This window comes from Pseudodesulfovibrio cashew (assembly GCF_009762795.1).
Taxonomy (GTDB): domain Bacteria; phylum Desulfobacterota; class Desulfovibrionia; order Desulfovibrionales; family Desulfovibrionaceae; genus Pseudodesulfovibrio; species Pseudodesulfovibrio cashew.
On sequence record NZ_CP046400.1, the window covers coordinates 3,860,898 to 3,879,817 of the forward strand.

General features: G+C 61.3%; 22 protein-coding genes. 8 read left to right on the forward strand and 14 right to left on the reverse strand.

Annotated features, from left to right (window positions below; translation table 11 throughout):
- Positions 1-223: 223 nt before the first annotated feature.
- The 8 genes from GM415_RS17690 to GM415_RS17725 all read left to right on the forward strand — a co-directional run bounded on the left by GM415_RS17690 (position 224) and on the right by GM415_RS17725 (position 9,970).
- Positions 224-1,777, forward strand: a complete 1,554-nt coding sequence (locus GM415_RS17690) for a BCCT family transporter (RefSeq protein WP_158950546.1) — start codon at positions 224-226, stop codon at positions 1,775-1,777.
- Between the two features lie 105 nt (positions 1,778-1,882).
- Positions 1,883-3,769 (forward strand): alkaline phosphatase family protein, encoded by a 1,887-nt coding sequence (locus GM415_RS17695; protein ID WP_158950548.1) that lies wholly within the window; start codon positions 1,883-1,885, stop codon positions 3,767-3,769.
- Between the two features lie 250 nt (positions 3,770-4,019).
- Positions 4,020-4,598, forward strand: coding sequence for a hypothetical protein (locus tag GM415_RS17700; protein ID WP_158950550.1), 579 nt, complete (start codon positions 4,020-4,022; stop codon positions 4,596-4,598).
- 108 nt (positions 4,599-4,706) lie between these two features.
- Entirely contained in the window at positions 4,707-5,723 is a 1,017-nt protein-coding gene (locus GM415_RS17705; protein ID WP_158950552.1) for a DMT family transporter, read from the forward strand.
- A 15-nt stretch (positions 5,724-5,738) separates the two neighbouring features.
- Complete coding sequence (locus GM415_RS17710; RefSeq protein ID WP_158950554.1) at positions 5,739-6,005, forward strand: hypothetical protein; 267 nt, start codon at positions 5,739-5,741, stop codon at positions 6,003-6,005.
- 149 nt (positions 6,006-6,154) lie between these two features.
- A complete protein-coding gene (locus GM415_RS17715; RefSeq protein WP_158950556.1) occupies positions 6,155-7,624 on the forward strand; it encodes a sigma-54 interaction domain-containing protein in 1,470 nt (489 codons plus the stop codon).
- A gap of 548 nt (positions 7,625-8,172) precedes the next feature.
- Positions 8,173-9,135: a DMT family transporter gene (locus GM415_RS17720; RefSeq protein ID WP_158950558.1), complete on the forward strand. Its 963-nt coding sequence runs from the start codon at positions 8,173-8,175 to the stop codon at positions 9,133-9,135.
- Positions 9,107-9,970, forward strand: coding sequence for a YitT family protein (locus GM415_RS17725; RefSeq protein ID WP_158950560.1), 864 nt, complete (start codon positions 9,107-9,109; stop codon positions 9,968-9,970). Before GM415_RS17720 ends, GM415_RS17725 begins: the two co-directional genes overlap by 29 nt.
- Positions 9,971-10,049: 79 nt before the next feature.
- On the opposite strand, the gene GM415_RS17730 is transcribed toward GM415_RS17725, so the two are convergent.
- The 14 genes from GM415_RS17730 to GM415_RS18220 form a co-directional block, all read right to left on the reverse strand.
- Positions 10,050-10,484 (reverse strand): EutP/PduV family microcompartment system protein, encoded by a 435-nt coding sequence (locus GM415_RS17730; protein ID WP_158950562.1) that lies wholly within the window; start codon positions 10,482-10,484, stop codon positions 10,050-10,052.
- Between the two features lie 11 nt (positions 10,485-10,495).
- A complete protein-coding gene (locus tag GM415_RS17735) occupies positions 10,496-10,855 on the reverse strand; it encodes a BMC domain-containing protein (RefSeq protein WP_158950564.1) in 360 nt (119 codons plus the stop codon).
- A 26-nt stretch (positions 10,856-10,881) separates the two neighbouring features.
- Complete coding sequence (locus GM415_RS17740) at positions 10,882-11,433, reverse strand: BMC domain-containing protein (RefSeq protein WP_158950566.1); 552 nt, start codon at positions 11,431-11,433, stop codon at positions 10,882-10,884.
- Between the two features lie 12 nt (positions 11,434-11,445).
- Positions 11,446-12,771, reverse strand: coding sequence for a 4Fe-4S dicluster domain-containing protein (locus GM415_RS17745; RefSeq protein WP_158950568.1), 1,326 nt, complete (start codon positions 12,769-12,771; stop codon positions 11,446-11,448).
- Between the two features lie 156 nt (positions 12,772-12,927).
- The gene (locus GM415_RS17750) at positions 12,928-13,197 is read right to left on the reverse strand and encodes a BMC domain-containing protein (protein WP_158950570.1); all 270 of its coding nucleotides are present in this window, start codon (positions 13,195-13,197) and stop codon (positions 12,928-12,930) included.
- A 26-nt stretch (positions 13,198-13,223) separates the two neighbouring features.
- Positions 13,224-13,556: a hypothetical protein gene (locus GM415_RS17755; protein ID WP_158950572.1), complete on the reverse strand. Its 333-nt coding sequence runs from the start codon at positions 13,554-13,556 to the stop codon at positions 13,224-13,226.
- 3 nt (positions 13,557-13,559) lie between these two features.
- Positions 13,560-14,108, reverse strand: coding sequence for a BMC domain-containing protein (locus GM415_RS17760; protein ID WP_158950574.1), 549 nt, complete (start codon positions 14,106-14,108; stop codon positions 13,560-13,562).
- A gap of 3 nt (positions 14,109-14,111) precedes the next feature.
- Positions 14,112-14,378, reverse strand: coding sequence for a EutN/CcmL family microcompartment protein (locus GM415_RS17765; RefSeq protein ID WP_158950576.1), 267 nt, complete (start codon positions 14,376-14,378; stop codon positions 14,112-14,114).
- A gap of 10 nt (positions 14,379-14,388) precedes the next feature.
- Positions 14,389-14,985 (reverse strand): hypothetical protein, encoded by a 597-nt coding sequence (locus GM415_RS17770; RefSeq protein ID WP_158950578.1) that lies wholly within the window; start codon positions 14,983-14,985, stop codon positions 14,389-14,391.
- 9 nt (positions 14,986-14,994) lie between these two features.
- Positions 14,995-15,813, reverse strand: a complete 819-nt coding sequence (eutJ, locus tag GM415_RS17775) for an ethanolamine utilization protein EutJ (RefSeq protein WP_158950580.1) — start codon at positions 15,811-15,813, stop codon at positions 14,995-14,997.
- Positions 15,814-15,821: 8 nt separating this feature from the next.
- Positions 15,822-16,496, reverse strand: a complete 675-nt coding sequence (gene pduL / locus GM415_RS17780; RefSeq protein WP_158950582.1) for a phosphate propanoyltransferase — start codon at positions 16,494-16,496, stop codon at positions 15,822-15,824.
- Positions 16,497-16,604: 108 nt separating this feature from the next.
- Positions 16,605-16,886: a BMC domain-containing protein gene (locus GM415_RS17785; protein ID WP_158950584.1), complete on the reverse strand. Its 282-nt coding sequence runs from the start codon at positions 16,884-16,886 to the stop codon at positions 16,605-16,607.
- A gap of 61 nt (positions 16,887-16,947) precedes the next feature.
- Complete coding sequence (locus tag GM415_RS17790) at positions 16,948-18,387, reverse strand: acetaldehyde dehydrogenase (acetylating) (protein ID WP_158950586.1); 1,440 nt, start codon at positions 18,385-18,387, stop codon at positions 16,948-16,950.
- Positions 18,388-18,391: 4 nt separating this feature from the next.
- A complete protein-coding gene (locus GM415_RS18220) occupies positions 18,392-18,898 on the reverse strand; it encodes a BMC domain-containing protein (protein ID WP_158950588.1) in 507 nt (168 codons plus the stop codon).
- Between the last annotated feature and the right edge of the window lie 22 nt (positions 18,899-18,920).

Below are 18,920 nucleotides of genomic sequence, written 5' to 3' on the forward strand. Positions count from 1 at the left end.
CCCGTTTGCGCTCCTTTTCACAATCCGTACAGGCATTTTGCCGGATTGACACAGTTTGGCCTGCATATTGCTCAAGGGGTGCGGCGGTTGTCAGGGGAGTAGGTGCTCCCCTACATGAAATGCCGCTTTTGAGACCATGGTCAGTCCAAGCTACAACTCTAAACATGGTTCGGTGGCGCATATGGCGCACCACCGGATCGCCAGCACCCACATTGGAGGAGGTATGGCCCAAAACGGCACCGGCGAAGGTGTAGATCTTCGACCTGATAAGAAAATCCTTATCCCCGCAACTCTGGTTCTGATCGGCATCATCGCCTGTTCAATTCTCTTCACCGAGCAAAGTGAAAATTTTCTCAAAACCGTATACGGCGTGTTCGCCCACACCACTGGCACGTGGTACCTCTGGGCAACCGTCGGCATGATGCTCCTCTCGGGATTCTTCATGTTCTCCAGATACGGCGAGATCAAGTTCGGCGAGGATGACGAGAAACCCGAATTCAACAACTACTCTTGGATCGCCATGATGTTCTGCTCCGGTGTTGCCGGCGCGGTCATGTTCTGGTCCATTGTCGAGCCCCTGTTCAACCTGGCCTATCCGCCCCAGTTCGCGGAACCGCTCTCCCGAGAGTCCTTTGAGTGGGCCATGTCCTATGTGCTTCTTCACTGGGGTCCGGTTACCTGGCCCTGGTACATGGTTACGGCCCTGCCCATCTGCTACATGTACTACAAGCGCAAGAAGCCTGTTCTGCGCATCAGCGCCACGGCGGAACCGGTCATCGGCAAGAAGGCGAACGGCGCCATCGGCAAGGGCATCGAGGTCTTCTTCATCATTGGCCTGATGTTCTCCAACGCGGCGGTCATGGGCGTGTCCGTGCCCATCGTCAACCACGCCCTCGGCGCGGTTCTGGGAATCGAGCCGAGCTTCACCATGGAGCTCATCGTTCTGGCCGTCTCCGCTGTCATCTTCACCGCGTCCGTTTCCCTGGGGCTCAAGAAAGGCATCAAGATCCTGTCCGACACCAACGTGTGCATCGCGCTGGCCATGGTCTTCTTCTGCTTCGTCGTGGGACCGACCGTGTTCATCGTGGACAACTTCACCAGCTCCTTCGGCCACATGATCAGCAACTTCTGGGACATGATCTTCTGGACCGATCCGTACACCGAAGGTTCCTTCCCGCAGGATTGGACCATCTTCTACGCACTGTGGATGGCCTCCTACGGTCCCTTCATGGGCCTGTTCATCGCCCGCATCTCCCGTGGCCGCTCCGTGCGCCAGGTGGTTGCAATGGGCCTGGCAGGCGGCATCGCAGGCTCCTACATGATCCACGCCGTGTTCGGCGGCTACACCATGTTCGCGCAGCTTAACGGCATCGTGGACGCAGTGGGCATCCTCAAGGCAAGCGGTGGCCCGGCCGCCCTGGTCGCGACCCTGAACAGTCTGCCCATGGGACACTTCGTCCTTATCGGCTACTGCATCTTCTCGACCATCTTCCTGGCCACCTCCGTGGACTCCTGCGCCTATGTCATCTCCTGCGCAGCCACCACGAAGCTGGAACCCGGTCACGAGCCCACTCGCGGACACCGCTTCTACTGGGCCGCCATCCAGGCAGGCCTGGCATTGGCCGCCATCACCCTCGGCGGACTCGGACCAGTCAAGATCTTCGCGAACTTTGCGGGCGCATTGATGCTGATCCCCATCGCCTTTGCCGTTGCCGCCTGGTTCAAGATGACCAAGGAAGACGACGCCCTGGTCAAGTACTGCAAGACCAAAGAATAACCCTGACAAAACCATACCTGAAGTGGGTCCGGCTCCCGGCTATGAAGCCGGACCCTCTTCTATACCCTATTAATAATATAACATATTGAAATCAAAGGAGAAAATATGACCACCAATGCCAAACGGGTCGCTCTGCTCGGTTTCGACTGCGCCATCCCCAAGCGCCTTGAAGCGCTGATCGAGGAAGGCGCGCTCCCCAACTTCGCCAAGTTCAAGGCCGAAGGCACCTACATGACCGAGGGCTACAACATGCCCACCGTCACGCCGCCTTCCTGGGCCTCCATCTGCACCGGCGCCTACCCGCGCACCCACGGTGTCGAGGACTACTACTATTACAACGAAGGCGAGTCCCTGCACTTCTCCAAATGCGTGCAGGCTTTCGGTTCCGGCATGCTGACTGCCGAAACCATCTGGGATCGCTGGGACAAGGCCGGCAAGAAGTCCCTGGTGGTCAACTACCCCACTTCCTGGCCCTCCAAGCTCGAAAACGGCATCATGGTCCAGGGCGAAGGCCTGTCCGCCGCCGAGTGCCGCTGGCAGTACACCGGCTACGAGCACAGGGAACACCTCTGCTCCGAGTCCTGCGTGGCCTCCGACTACTACCCCATCGGCGTCCAGGCCCGCTTCGAGGAAGCCGACGGCTGGAAGAACATCCCCGAGGAGATCGAGGACCAGGAGCCCCTGGAAATGCCGATCCCCATGGAGTTCCCCCACGCCGTGGAAAAGCTCGCTCCCCAGACCTGGTACGGTCTGACCTGGGAATCCGAGGATGACGGCTACGACGTTTTCGCGCTCTGCCCGGAAAAGGATTTCTCCAAAGCATTCTTCACCATCAAGGTCCGCGAATGGTCCGAGGTGATCGAAGGCGACTTCCCCATGGACGCCGACGGACGGATCGAAAAGGGCTACTTCCGCTGCAAGCTGATGGAGCTCTCCGACGACGCCGAGGACTTCAAGCTGTACATTTCCGGCATCACCGGAACCAAGGGCTACTGCGCTCCGGCCGACGCCCTCAAGAACGTGGACTTCACCAAGAACATCCTGGCCAACGACATGGGCTTTGTCGGCCTGGTCAACGGCATCATCGATGACGAGACCGTGGTCGAGCTGGCCCAGTTCCACTCCGAGTGGCTGACCGAGATCCTGACCACGCTGATGAAGGATCATCCGGACTGGGATCTGATCTACATGCACACCCACCTCATCGACTGGTTCTACCACGGCTACCTGGACAAGATGGACAGCGAAGACCCGGCGATCAGCAAGCCCGCCCTCGACATGGAGCGCGCCATCTACCAGATCGAGGACAAGTTCCTGGGCACCATGATGGAGTGCATGCCCGACGACACCCTGACCTGCGTCATCTCCGACCACGGCGCCACCCCCATCGGCCCGATTCTCAACACCGCCGAGGCCCTGAAGCAGGCCGGTCTGACCGCCTACGAAGCCCGCTCCACGGAAGACGCCGGTTCGGTGTGGGAAGAATCCGAAGGCTTCAACTACGACCTCATCCCCGAGAAGTCCAAGGCCGTTCCCCAGCGCTACATGTTCGTCTACGTAAACCTCAAGTCCAAGTACCCCGGCGGCATCGTCGAGGACGAGGATTACGAGAAGGTCCGCAACGAAATCATCGACGCCCTGTACGACTACAAGCACCCCGAAACCGGTGAACGTCCGGTCATGTGCGCCATCCCGAAAGAGGACGCCAAGGTCTTCGGCATGGGCGGCGAGCAGGCTGGTGACGTCGTCTACGTGCTCAAGCCCGAGTACATGGCCGAGCACGGCTACGGCTTCCCCACCGGCGAATCCGGATGCGGCTCGCTGAAGAACGTCATGATGTGGCGCGGCCCCGGCGTCAAGCAGGGCTACGTCTACGACCGTCCCCGCTGGCTGGTCGACGTCGTCCCGACCTTCTGCCACGCCACCGGCAACCCGGTTCCGGCCGACACGGAAGGCGCGGTCATCTACCAGATGTTCCAGGACCACGAATAGTCCCTATCTCGCCCGGAAAAGCGGGAACGGCCTGAAGGCCGTTCCCGCACAGGGCGATGCCATATCGAAAATTTCAGCTGCCCGGGTCGATAAAGACTGGACCGCCTCCCTTGGAGAACTGGTTGCGGTCCGTGCGGAAAAGCTCCGAAAGGAGCGCGTGACCGGCAGCATCATTACGGATGCCATCCCATCGACGGGTGGGAGGCAGGACTGACAAACAGGGTTCCACCCTGCAATCAAGGAGAAAACAATGGCAGACAAGAAAGCAATATTGGTTGTTTGCGGCCAGGCTGACATCGCCGCTGGCCCCGCCATGGACAAATTCATGAAGAAGGCCGTGACCCTGCCCAACTTTGACGGGACTGGTCTGGCAGGCATGGCCGGCGCCATCGAAGGTGCAGCCGTTGTCGCTGCCGACGAGGCAGGCAAGATCTTCGAGGATGACGGCGCCTTTGTCGTTGTCGAGCTCGGCGACGTGGACGGCGCAGCTCTCGAGGCTGCAATGACCACCCTCGGCGACGCCGCCGACCGCAGGACCCTGACCGTCCTGGCCACCTCCGGCGGGCTGTACCTGTCCGGCATGGGCATGAACAAGAAGGCCGGCTCCCTGGATCGCGGCGCCACCGCAGCCGACGTCGTCGCCACCCTGTGCTACGTCGCCGACCTGCCCGTTCCGGCAGACTGCATGGGTGCAGTCCTTTACCAGGCCCTCAAGGACCCGAACATGAAGATGAAGGAAGTGGCCAAGCTCAAGGAAGCCATCGGCCGCATGGAAGTCGCACTGCAGCGCGACACCCGCGAACCCTGGGACAAGCACGACTGCGCCTAGTCCCAAGGCTCTTTGCGAACGCGAAAGTACTACCGGGAGGGCGGCACTTGCCGCCCTCCTTTGCCAAACAACATTAGCACCCTCAACCCCGACACAAGGCACCCAGACATGAACTCCAGCCAAGCATGCAACACCGCGCCCCTTGCGGCCCTCAGACAGCGAAGGGACACCGCCTTTGCCAAGAAAGGACTTGGATTGGCGTTGTTTTCAGGCATCGGATGGGGCTTCGACAGCGTGCTCTTGAGCCTGTCTTTCGCCGCGACCGTCCTGACGGAAGAAGCGTACTGGCTGCTGGCCCCGCTGACAGTGGGCGCACTCCACGACCTCTTCAGCGCCATGTGGTTGCTGCTCATCAACACCGCCACAGGCCGCAACCGCGAGCTGGTCAGGACCATGCGCTCCAAGATCGCCCGACCGGTCATTCTCGGCGCTCTGTTCGGCGGCCCCATGGCCATGTCGTTCTACATGCTCGGCGTCAAATTCGCCGGGCCGGCCTACGTCATCCCCATAACCGCCCTGTACCCGGCGGTCGCTTCCGTCCTCGCCGCAATATTTCTTAAGGAACGCATTCTCCCCCGAGCCTGGGCCGGTCTGGCCCTGTGCGTGGTCGGCGGAGTGGTCATCGGCTACACCCCGCCCGAAGGGGCCCTGGGCAGCGATTTCTACCTCGGCATCGGCTGCGCCCTGCTGGCCACCATAGGCTGGGGACTGGAAGGCGTGCTGGCCACCTCCGGCATGGACCTGCTGGACCCGGCCGTGGCCCTTAACGTGAGGCAACTGACCTCTGCCTCGGCCTATCTGTTGGCCATTCTCCCCCTGGCCGGAGGCTATGTCCTGCTCGGCCCCGCCCTGACCGACATTTCCATCAACTGGATTTTCCCGACTGCAGCCCTTGCGGGCGCCCTTGCCTATCTGTGCTGGTATCGAGCCATGAACATGACCGGCGTTAGCCGAGCCATGGCCATCAACATCACCTACTCCCTGTGGGGCATTCTCTTTTCCGCCCTGTTCACGGAAGTGGATATCACCAGCAACATCATCATCGGAGCTCTGCTCATCACCACGGGCATGGTCATGGTGGTGGGTGACCCCAGAGAGATGGCAAGCCTGAGAAACGTTGTCTAACACCCGGAGGCAGACATGAAGAACATACCGATGAAAGCCATGGTGGCGCAGTGTTTCAGCCACTGCGAAGCATTGAACGCCAAAGCTGTCTACGATCTCGTTCGGGATCACTTTCCATCCGAGAAATACTGCTCCATCCCGATCATCGAGGACCACCTCCTCTCGCTCAAGGCGGTGGGCATCCTCAATGAGGAGGGATCATACCTGGACGATGACGGGCAGCTTGTCTCGGTATATCGAATTTCGGAGTACGGCCTCGATAAGCTTCACAGATCCAAATAGATAGGCAAGTAGGTGGAGTGTTTTCCTCGGCAGGACTCCATCACCCGGCATTCTCCGGGATAAAATAATACTTGTGCTCCCTCATAAACCGACATATCTGTCGCGAAAAAGCGACATCAATGTCGTTACACCGTCTTCAAAGAGGGGTTATGAGCAAGCCATCATACGACGACTTATACACTAATTGCAGTGAGTTAACAAAGCGTCTTGAAAAATACGAGAAGGTCAAGCTGGAGCTTCAAGCCAGCCAGCGGCAGCTGACGAGGCTGTTCAACAACCTCCCCGGCATGGCCTACCGCTGCTCCCTTGACGAAAACCTCCGCCCGACGCTGGAGTTCGTCAGCAAGGGTTGCATCGAATTATTCGGCGTGCTTCCGGAATACTTCACCGCAAAGCGGAACAACGTCATGGAGACCATGGCGCACCCGGACGATCTGGCCAGCATGCGCAAGGAACAGGACGCGGCCATCGCTGGCAAACGCCCATACAAGATGCTCTACCGGGTCATCCCGGACGACAACACCCTCAAATGGATCTGGGACCAGGGCGAGTGCGTATACGACGATGACGGCACCCCCCTGTACCTGGAAGGCATCACCATCGACATCAGCGCACAGAAGATGCGCGAGTTCGAACTGCTCCACGAAAATCAGAAGCTCCAGGAAACCCTTGAAGACAGATACCGCTTCGGCAGCATCATAGGCAAGAGCCCGGGCATGCGGGAGGTCTTCAAGCTGATCATGAAGGCGTCCAAAAGCAACGCCAACGTCATCATCCTGGGTGAAACCGGCACCGGCAAGGACCTGGTCGCCCAGACCATCCACGAACAGACGGGACTGAACGGCCCTTACGTGCCGGTCAACTGCGGCGCCATTCCCGCCAACCTCATGGAGAGTGAATTCTTCGGCCACAAGCGCGGAGCCTTTTCGGGCGCCACCTCGGACCGCAAGGGGTATCTTGCCGCCGCCGACGGCGGCACGCTGTTCCTGGACGAGGTGGGCGAGATCGACCTGGCCCTGCAGGTAAAGCTGCTCCGGGCCCTGGAGAGCAAGCTGTTCACCCCGGTGGGCGCCAGCGAACCCATGTCCTCCAACTTCCGCCTCATCGCGGCCACCAACCGCGACCTCGCCCAGATGGTCAAGGAAGGGCGAATGCGCTCCGACTTCTTCTTCCGGCTGCATGTGCTGCCGATCCGCGTCCCTCCCCTCAGGGAACGGCTCGAAGACCTGCCCCTCCTGTGCGCGGAATTCATGTCCCGATTCCTGGGCGAAGACGCCTCGGCCCCCCCCATCCCGGGAAAAATCCGGGCCGCTTTCGACGTCCACTCATGGCCCGGCAATGTCCGTGAATTGCAAAATGTGCTCGAACGCTACGTCACGTTCGGCGAGATGGTCTTAAGCGACTTCGGCATAGAGGCTGCGGACAGTCCGCACGACATGAACGAGGCCCTTGCCGCCGCCGAAGTCTGCAACACCCTCACCGATGCCATGGACGCGGTGGAGCGCCACATCATACTCAAGGCCCTGGAACGCAACCAGTGGAGAAAAGGCCTGACGGCCGCGGACCTTGGACTGAATATGCGCACCATGCAACGAAAGCTGAAAAAATACGGCATCTAACCAATTCAGCACACACTTTGTCGCTATGAAGCGACGCATTTGTCGCCCAGCGGCCAATGTGTCGCTTTTTTCTTTTTTTACATTATTTCCAGCTGATTAAAAGAAGACAACCACCACGACACGACATGCGTGTCGCCTTTTCCTGCTCCACGGCAGGCCTTCAATAAAATATTCGTCAATATCTCAACAAGTTACACGTCTGGCACGGAGCATGCTCATAGGGCGCATTGTGCAACAGATCGAAGAGTGGCTTGGATCTGCTGGATTTAGCCCGGCCCCTGGGAAGAAAGGACGTCATTTCCTACAGCCTCCAGAAAATGACAAGTGGCGCGCCGAACGCGAACATCGCCATATCAATCGCACCTCCCTCCTCCGTTTGACCTGACCTCGACGGAGCAGACCATACCCGGCGCGCAGCACATTCTTCCCAGGGGCCAGCTCGATAAAAAAGACCGACATCCTCTAGCTAGAAAGTTTTCACTCTCTTTCCTGCCTGGGGTTGGCCCGTCCGGTCACAACCGGACGGGCCACATATTTAGGACCGCATCATGGACTGGAACGCATTCAGGAAAACGCAGGCCGCAGGCTACCTTTTCATCATACTCGGCATCATCAACTGGAGCGGCAACTTCGTGGTCGCCAGGGGGATGGCTGATACCGTGGAACCCGCCACCCTGAACCTCCTCCGCTGGGTGGGGGCCACAATCGTCTTTTTGCCATTCGGGATACGCGCGCTCTGGCGTGAACGAGTTCAGGCGCTTCGCATGTGGAAGGAGTTGTCCATCCTCGCCCTGACCGGCATCTCCCTGTACGACACGGTGGTGTTCATGGCCGGTCAGACCACCGAGGCCCTGAACATGTCGCTCATCGCCACCCTCTCCCCGCTTTTCACCGCTCTTGTGGCCCAGTTCATGTTCAAGGAGAAACTCGGCCAGAACATGTATGCCGGCATCGTGCTCAGCACCTTCGGCGTCGTTCTTCTGGTTACCGACGGCGACCTGAGCCGTCTGCTGACCCTGGAGTTCGCCCACGGGGACATCCTGATCCTCTGTTCGGCGCTCATGTCCGCAGCCTACAACACCCTGGTCAACAAGGTCGCCGGCAAGATCAGCCAGATATCCCTGTTCATGGCCATGTGCCTGCTCGGGACCCTCTACATCCTGCCCATTTATCTGTGGGAGACGGGCGGCCAGTGGGTCATGCCCCAATTCACCAATGAGGTGATCATCTCCGTGGGCTATCTCGCCATATTCGCCTCCGTCCTGTGCTTCCTCTTCTGGAACGCGGCCGTACAGATCATCGGCGCTCCCAAGGCCATGCTCTTCTACTACACCCTGCCCCCCATCAGCGCCCTGGCGGCCTGGCTGGTCATCGACGAGCCCGTCAACCGCAACCAGATCCTCAGCGGCGCAATAATTCTTGCAGGAATACTGTTCGCTCTCTATGGTGGCAAATTCAAAAAGCAACGCCTGGAGGAACGGTATGATCAACCCTCTGAGATCACTCACTGATTCACTGGCATGGAACGTATTCCTGCTCGGGCTGGGGGCCTTCATCTACGTGTTGGGCTACAATGGCATCGCCGCGCACCACGGCTTTGTCCCGGGAGCGCTCTACGGCCTCGCCGTTGTCGGCAACAACTTCTCCCCTGACCTCTCCCTGGCCTACTGGTACTTCTTCCTCAACGTACCGCTCTTCCTCATGGCCTGGCGCGGAGTCAGCCGACGTTTCTTTTTCCTGAACCTCTTCACCATGGCCATGGTCACCCTGCTGACCCCATACATACACCTTGATTTCGGCATCAGGAACGAGATGTATGCGGCCATCAGCGCGGGCGCGATAATGGGCGCAGGCTGCGGCATCATTTTGAGGACATACGGAGGCGGAGGCGGCCTGGACGTCCTCGCGGTCATTCTCAACCAGAAGTACGGGGTGCGCTTCGGAGTGTTTTATTTCTTCATCAACGCTTCGGTCATGGGCGTTGCCCTCAGCCGCTACACCCCGGACAAGATCATCGCCTCCCTTGTCATGCTGTTCATCTCCTCGGTCCTGACCGAGTATGTCCTCTCCCTGTTCAACCAGCGCAAGGCCGTACGCATCCTGACCCAGAAAGGACAGGAACTGGTGCACCACATCACCAACGTGCGCAAGGTTACCGCTACGGTATTTCAGGGCAAGGGCGGCTATACGGGAAAGAACGTGGACATGGTCTTCTCGGTCACCGACAACCTGCGCCTGCGCTCGTTGGAGCAGGCCGTCTTCGAGGTAGACCCCGAAGCCATCTTCATCGTGGAGAACACCTTCAGCGTGGTTGGCGGCACCATTGCCCGGCGCAAACAGTACTAGGGCCAGACCTCTTTTCCCGGCAAATGCAAAGGCCGCGCAGCATACGCTGCGCGGCCTTTGCGGTAGATGGAACAGGACGTCATGCCGACTGGTCGGAAAGCATGGCGTCGAGTAAATCGAAACCGGTTCCGTTCCGAAAATCCGTACGCACTACCCGGCGTACCCCCGCGCTCCGCAGGAACCGCTCGGCGCGATCCGGAGCCGCCCCCGGCTCTTCCGATCTCGTCACCACTCCCACCACGGGCCGATTGAAGATGGGCGCGAACAGGGGCGGGAAAAGACTGGTGGGACTCGTGGCGTCCTGGACCAGAACCAGGACGGCGCAATCAGCCGAAGAGGTGATCAGGGCATGGTAGTAGCGGCTGTTCTCGAGAAACTCCCCGGGCGTGTTGACGTATCGTCCGAAGAACTCGACCGCCATGGCGCGTCGCGGGGAATAGGACTCACCAGACAGAGCGCGGATCAGGCCGCTCTTGCCCGAGTTCGTCTCACCGATGAACATGAAGCGCTTCACGAAAACCGTTCCTACGACCGGGTCAGCTCCACCGAAGTGTAGTGCAGGTTGGCCTCGAAATAGTCGAGCACGGCCCGCAGGGAGGCCTCCACGCTGGCGACGTCACCGGTAAAGAGCAGGGAGCCGCCGAAGCGGTCCAGGAAGCCTATCTCGACGTCCGCCGCCTTGGTGGCCACGTCCGCAGCGATGATCACGGCCTCGCTGGGGGTGATGGTCATGATGCCGATAGCCCCGCTCGCGTCGTCGTCCAGGCCCAGCTTCAGGTAGATGCTCCTCTGGGGACTGGCGACGACATGGGCCAGCGTGATCTGCCGACCCGGCACGTACTCCTGGATGATTCGCTGTTTGGCTTCTTCCTGCTGAAACGGCATCGGCGTATCCCCCTGCCCTGTGGTGATTAGAGAAGCTGATCCTTGAGCGCCTTACTCGGAGACGGGATGACCACATGACTGTGAACGGGCCCTGCGTCGCCGACGCCGGCCACGCCGGACTCCACTGAGGACTGCACCGAGGCCACGTCGCCGGTCATGGTCACGAAGGCCTTGCCGCCCAGCCCGGCGGCGGTGCGGATCTCCAGCAGATGGACCATACCGGACTTGGCCGCGGCATCGGCCGCCAGGATGCAGGAGGCGGTGGTGCAGGTCTCGATGACGCCCAGGGCGTCCACCTGCGGCGCAAGGGAGGTGCCGCTCAGGGCCGGGACGACATCCGGGTGGACACTGGGAATGGTGAACCAGTCCACCACCATGTCGCCGCCGATCTCGCAGCCTGTTTCAACCGAGCTCTGAATCGCGCCCACATCTCCGGTGACGATGACGATGTATCGTCCAGGGCAGGTGGGACGGGCCATGACCAGCTCCACCTCGGCGGCCTTGATCATTTCGTCCGCGACGTGCATTCCGAGCGCGACGCTGTTCAGTTCCACGCACCCGATCGTACGCAACTTCATGATATATCTCCCTTAAGCCTTGATGATTACTTTTCCGTCCGCGATGGACTCGACCTTCCCGTCAATGCTCGCGTGGACCCGGGCGGCCATGGCGTTCTCGGGCATCTCGCCGAGCAGGTCGCCCCTGTGCACAGAGTCGCCCTCGCCCACCACGCAGACGGACGGCGCACCGATATGCTGGTGCAACGGGATGGATACCCGGGACACGGGCATCTCGCCCGCGAAAGACGGATGGCCGTCGTACTTGACCAGGTTCAGCCGCTGGATGAGGCGCTTTGTCGGCACGGCGCGGTGTGACCGGAACGGGTTGTTCCGGTACGTCTTGTCACCGGCCTCCCAGGCAACCCGGTTGGCCATGAGCACCTGCTTGATCTGCGCGTTGACCTCGCGGGGGGACACGCCCATGGGGCAGGCGAACTTCTCGCAGACGCCGCACTCGGAACAGAGCAGGGCCTCCTTGGCCACTTCGGTTTCCATGATGTTTGAGTGGAGCACGCGCATGAGCTTGTGCGGGTGCAGGGAGTGCCCAAGCAGATTGCGCGGGCACAGATCCGTGCACCGGGTGCACTGGCAGCAGATGGTATTGCTGATGCGCCGGATACGCTCGGGCGACATGATCTTGGGGGCCACCACGTTGTGGTCCGGCGGCAGCACGATCAGGCCGCTGGTGGTTTTGGTCACCGGCTGATCGGTGTCGGGAAGTACCCGCCCCATCATGGGGCCGCCGTCCACCACCTTGTAGTCGGCGATGGTGGGACCGCCCGCGAAATCCAGCACGTCGGAGACCAGCGCGCCCACGGGCACCTTGACGACCATGGGCTTCGCCACCTCTCCGGTGACGGTCACATAGCGGTGGGTGACAGGCTTGCCCTCCATGGCCAGGGCCACATTGTACAGGGATTCCACATTGCTCACCACCGCGCCCACCTGCAAGGGCAGGCCGCGCTCCGGGATGGTCTTGCCCAGGACTTCGCGCACGAGCACCTGCTCGTCGCCCGCAGGATAGAAGTCCGCCAGCTCGAAGACCTCCAGCCGACCCGAGGCATCCCTGGCCACGCGTGCACGGACCGCCTCCATGGCCTTGGCGTGCTTGCCCTTGAGGCAGATGATGCCCCGCTTGGCGCCCACGCAGTCCATGACGGTCTCAAGGCCCTGCACCACAGTGTCGATCTCCGCCTCCAACAGGTACGGATCGCTCATCAAAAGCGGCTCGCAGGAAGCGCCGTTGACCAGGACCGCCTCCACGGTGGCTCCGGCCTTGACGTGGGTGGGCAGACCGGCACCGCCGGCGCCAACCACGCCAGCTTCCCGTATCTTCTCTATGATCTGTTCTCGCATTGCGTTCCCTTTGTACAATCGGTTTGGGGGGTCACCCTGGCCTGTTCAGGCCCTTCGTGCCTGGGCACGGTCGTGGCGCTCTCTGCCACACATGGTCTCAAGGACCGAAATTCACGGGCGCGCCCCGCTGAACCCGCGGGCCGCGCTCCATCTTCTCTATCTGGGAAGAATCATTTCAACTTCATCGTGGGGACGGGGAATGACATGCACGCTGACCAGCTCGCCTACGTTCTTGGCGGCGACGCAGCCGGCGTCCACTGCGGCCTTGACCGCGCCCACGTCACCACGGACCAGGACGGTTACCAGACCGCCGCCGACCTGTTCACGGCCCACCAACTCGACATTGGCGGCCTTGACCATGGCGTCTGCCGCCTCAACTGCGCCAACCAGTCCACGGGTTTCAATCATACCCAAAGCTTTCAACATGACGATCTCCTTCGCGAGTGTCCGATCTAGAGGTTTTCCATAAGGGTTTTCACGGCCTGACAACTGATGGCCTTGATCAATTCGGGATCTTCCACATCAAATTCGGTCTTGACCAAAGCGGCAACGGCCACCAGCAGGTCCTGCACTCCGCCCTCGACCTCTCCGCACGCGGCGGCAGGAGTGGCAGGAGCGACAGGAGCAGGCTCCGGACGTTCGCCGCGCACCATGGCGATGCCCCGTCGGCTGAGTTCATCCTTGGCGCCCGGCGTCAGGATGACGCCCTCTTCGGCATAGAAAGTCTTTGTTTCCGAACAGATGTATTGGTCTATTTCACCCTTGATCACGAGTGTCCGTTTCATTGTCTACCTCACCCCTTTGACAAGGGAGTTTACGACCGAGGCGTCCGGTCTTGGGATCACAACCGCCTCAATGAGCTCCGTACCCAGCGCGACCTCGGCCGCCTCCACCGCTTCACGCACGGAGGCCACGTCGCCGCTCAACACGAAATAGGATTTGCCGTTGATGCCCTGCCCCGTCACCAGCCTGGCCAAAATGGCGTCCGACCGCTTGACCGCGACGTCGGCCGCGTTGATGCCTGCGGAGACGCAACGACACTCGATCACGGCCAGGGCGTCCGCCGGGTTCACCGGAGACTCCTTCCTCAGGGCAGAGAGGACCTGGTCGGAAACCCCGGAGATGACAAAGGCGCCCTTGAGCGCACGACCGGACTCCCCGGCCTCGTTGACCGACGCGTCCACAGCCGCCCGAGTGCCCGAGACGTAGATCATGTAGCGGCCCGAGCAGATGGTCCCGGCGCGGACAAGCTCCACATCGGCGATCTTCATCATCGCGTCCGCCACGGCCACGCCGGAGGCGATGCTTTTGCACTCGACGACACCCAGCGTATCCATGGGCTAGGCCTCGTCGCAGCCGTCGATAATGCCCACGATGGCCGCGTCCACGGGTGATTCCGGGTTCGCCAGCGCCTTGCGCGCGGAGCTGCCCAGGGTCACCAGCACGGTCTCGCCGATACCGGCGCTGACACAGTCCACGGCGACAAAGCTGGCACGCTCCCCCGCTTCGTCCGCGCCAACCGGCTGCACAACCATCAGTTTGAGGCCGCGCAGGGATTCCTCCTTGCGGGTGGCCCAGACATTGCCGATCACTTTGCCGATCTTCATAAGGTCATCCTCACAAACATTTCCGAATGGTCATCTCACGGTCACGGGCCGCGTCATAGGCGAGCGGCGTGACCAGGGCAGTCTTCGGCACCATGAGTACGGACACGCCGTCGTGGCGTTCAACCACGTCTTCCGTGACCAGCATCTCGCGGCAACAGACACGTTCCGGCTTCACTTTTTCCAAGGGCACGAGACCGTATCCGGTCAGGGTCTCGACATGGGACTCGTACAGCGAATACAACGCATGCGGAGCAGTCCCATCGAAGGCGCGGTGCTCATACTCGAGAACCTCCACCCGCTTTCCGCGGAGCAGAAGCCCCAGAACCCGAGCCGCGACCTCCTCCGAGGCTCCCCCCACGGCCAGTTGCGCCATGGCGACGCAGGAAAGCCCGGGCAGGACATACCGGTGAGGGTCGCATTCCGGCGTTTCCTCGCCCAAAAAGAAATAGTCATAGCCGTCCCCCATGCTGGCACGGACCTTTTCCGCAAGCTCGCAGCTGCGTTCGGCCAGAACCAGGACGCAGGGAGCGGGCTCCCCTTCCTGAAGCCTGTTCAGGACTTCCCGCGCGATACGCCGGGCCAGGTCTTGCAAGTCGAAATTCGTCAACTTCAGCTCCTAGGCGCAGTTCAGGGCAATGCCCATCGGGGTAACGAGAAACGGGTTGGCCGGTTTGAAGACGGGAAGACCGAGTTCCTTCTCCATGACCCCTTCCAGGCCCTCGAGGCAGCAGGTGCCTCCCACCAGACAGATGGAGGAAACGTTCCGACCGTCGATATGACGGGCCACGATGGAGGCCATCTTCTGGATGACGGGCCGGACCACGGACAGGACCTCGGCCTGACGGCTTCGGTCCATCTTGAATTCTTCGGCTTCGTTCAGGGTCAGGTCATAATTGCCCGCCAGAACAAGGGAAACATGGGTGCCGCCGGTCGCTTCGTCGGCCACGTAGACGACCTCGCCCGCTTCAAGAACGGACAAGCCGGTGGTTCCGCCGCCAATGTCCACGACAACCCCGTTCTCGAGGCCGAGTACCGCGTTGGCCGCAGTGGGCTCGTCCAGGGTGCCGGTCACTTCGAGACCCGCGCCCTCGACCACGTAGCGGTGTGTCTTGCAGTCCTTTCCGCCGGTCAGCGGCGGGACGGCGATGGCCGCCCGGGTCAGCGTACGGCCCAGGCGTCGGCCAAGGTCATCCACGAGCCTGCGGACGATACGGGTGGCACCGATGTAGTCCACCACCAGGCCATCCTTGACCACCCGGGCGAACTCCATGGCGCAGGCCACGGGGTCCCCGGCGTCGTTGAGGACCACCACCACGATGTAGGCGGTGCCGAGATCCACGCCCACGCGAAGGCGCTCGTCGGCGGACACCGGCACGGTCTCCGTCAGGCAACGCTCCAGGGCGCTCAGTTTGCGGTCCACAACGCTGAAGTCCATTTTGCCCCCTACTGCCTGGTCACGATGCGGCCGGTCACCTTGGAGTGCCAACCGGAACCGTTGCCTTCGTCAAAGTCGATGTGCAGGGACAGCTTGAACTGCTCGTTGACCCGCACCAGCACGTCCTCCAGGATGATGGGCCGCCCCGAGTCAAGGCGCACGCTCACCAGCTGGTTGTCGGAGACGCACAGACGCCTGGCGTCCTCGGGGGTCATGTGGATGTGGCGCGCGGCCACGATCACACCCTGTTCGAGGCCGACGATGGAGTTTTCGGAGGCCAGGATGATGCCTGGCGTATCCTTGATGTCGCCGGACTGGCGCACCGGGGCTTTCACCCCCAGGATGCGGGCGTCGGTCTGGGAAATCTCGATCTGGCTGGAACCGCGGGAGGGCCCGAGCACCGCCACGTTGTCCATGACGCCCTTGGGGCCGATGAGTCGGACCCGCTCCTTGGCGAGGAACTGTCCGGGCTGGGACAGGTCGCGGGCTGGGGTCAGGGGATGGCCGAACAGCTCCATGGCGTCGGCTTCGCTGAGGTGGGCATGCCGCGCGGACAGCTCCACGGGGATGGTTTCGCCGGACACTGCGCAGTCGGTCGGCAGGGACACGCCCTCGCCCTTCAACTGGTCCACCAGCGTCTGAATTACTCCACCCAAAATTTCGTTGATGACTTTCTCGTTCATATTCATGGCTTGCGAATTGTCTCAGGTTCCTGAATCCGGGGCAGTGGAGGGAACCCGGCGGGTTCCCTCCACTTCGTCGACGGCACGGCGCATGGCCGTACGATCAGATTAGCCTTCGGCGGAGGGCAGAATGGTCTCCACCTCGCTGTGGGGACGGGGGATGACGTGAACGCTGATCAGTTCGCCCACGTTCTTGGCGGCGGCAGCGCCGGCATCAACGGCAGCCTTGACGGCGCCGACATCTCCACGAACCATCACGGTCACCAGACCGCCGCCCACCTGAGTCTTGCCGACCAGGGTGACGTTGGCAGCCTTGACCATGGCGTCAGCGGCTTCCACTGCGCCCACCAGACCTTTGGTCTCGATCATTCCGAGTGCGTTGAGGGACATGTTGTTCTCCTTTGCAAGTTTATATTCAGCTTAATTCGCTACGAGTTGACCCGTTGCCGGGTTACGCCATCTTCTTCAGTTGCTCGACGATCATGGCGGTGATGGCCTGAACGTCGATGTTGGTCCCGCAGCTCTGGGCAGCGGGGGCCGGGCACTCCGTGTTCCCCAGGTCGTAGGCGATGCGCCGCACGTTCATGAGGTTGAGCGGAGTGACGTTGTCGGAGGTGGAGCTGCCCCCCACCGCGCCGCACCCCAGGGTGAAGGAAGGGAACAGCGAGGTGGACAGGCCCACGGCTCCGTGGGTGGACGGGGTATTGACGAGCATGCGGGAGACCGGCTTTCTCATGCCGAACTCGCGGATGATCTCCTCGTTGTGGGAGTGGATAGCCAGGGAGTGCCCCACGCCGCCGTTCTCCAGGAGGGCGTGGCACAGCTCGCAGGCTTCCTGCCAATCCTCGACCACGTAAAAGGCGATGAGCTGGGTGAGCTTCTCCTTGGAGAAGGGAAACTTGGGACCGACGCCTTTCTCGTCGGAGACCAGCAGTCTGGTGCCGTGCGGGATCTCGATCCCGGCCAGCTTGGCGATGTGGGCTGCGTCGCGTCCCACGATGGCGGGGTTCATGGTCCCGTTGCCGCGCTCCATGACCGCCTTGACCTTGGTCAGATCCTCGCCCTGGAGGAAGTATCCGCCCTGGGCGATAAGTGCCGCCTTGACCTGGTCGGCGATGACTCGATCCACGACGATGGACTGCTCCGAGGCGCAGACCGTGCCGTTGTCGAACGTTTTGGAAGCCATGATCTTGGACACGGCGTCCTCGACATTGGCGGTGCGCTCCACATAGGCGGGGACATTGCCCGCGCCAACGCCAAGAGCCGGGGTGCCGGAGCTGTAGGCCGCCTTGACCATGCCGGGTCCGCCGGTGGCCAGAATCAGGTCGGCCTGGCGCATGAGCTCGCCGCTCCCCTGGATGGTGGGAACGCTCATGACCGAAACCATGTCCGCGCACACGCCCAGACGGTCCAGCACACCGCGAATCATCTCCACGGTCTTGCCGATGCACTTCTTGGCGCTGGGGTGCGGGGTGAAGACGATGGCGTTGCCGGACTTCAGGGAAATGATGGATTTGTAGATGGTCGTGGAAGTGGGGTTGGTCGAGGGAACGATTCCCGCCACCACGCCGATGGGCACGGCCACCTCGACGACCTTGCGGGCCTTGTCGTCATTGAGGACGCCGATGGTCTTCATGTCCTCGATGGCCTTGATCAGCCCCTGGCTGGCCAGTATGTTCTTTGTCTTCTTGTCCTGCACCTTGCCGAAGCCGGTCTCCTCCACGGCCAGGGCGGCCAGGGACTCGGCCTGGACGTATGCCTCCTCGGCAATGGCCTTGACGATGGCGTCGACGCGTTCCTGGTCATAGCGGGCAAAATCGGCCTGGGCCTGTTTTGCGGCGCGAACCAGGGAGCGGGCCTCCTGCATGGACAGCAAATCCTTGTCTACCATAAGACTACTCCTCTATCTTCCTATATACATTAACAATAAGTTCAATCAGATCTTTCTTCTTGCCAGCCTCGGCCTCATCGCCGGTCAGGGACCGGTAAAGGCTGCGCAACTCCGCGACCTTCATTTTCTTCAACGCGGCGCTGGAGAGGCGTTTGATTTCGGCAGGGACTTCGGTCCTGGGCTCGGCGGAAATCTCGACAACTTCGGGAACGCTTCCAGAGGGGGGCTCGACAGCCGGGCAGGTGCGGATAACAGCTGCGACCTCCCGGTCCGGACGCGCAATGACGTGCCTGGAAACCAGGACCCCGCCTTCGATCCGCTGGACCGCAGCGGCTCCGGCATCAACCGAGGCCTGTACCGAGGAGACCGTTCCGGCCACCGTGATGGTAACCAGGCCGGAACCCACCTGATTCCGTTCAAGGATGCGTACGTCAGCGGCCTTGAGCATGGCGTCCGCGGCTTCGATGGCGGGCACAAGCCCCCAGGTCTCAATGAATCCTATTGCCGTCATGGTCGATCTACTCCTGTCCCGC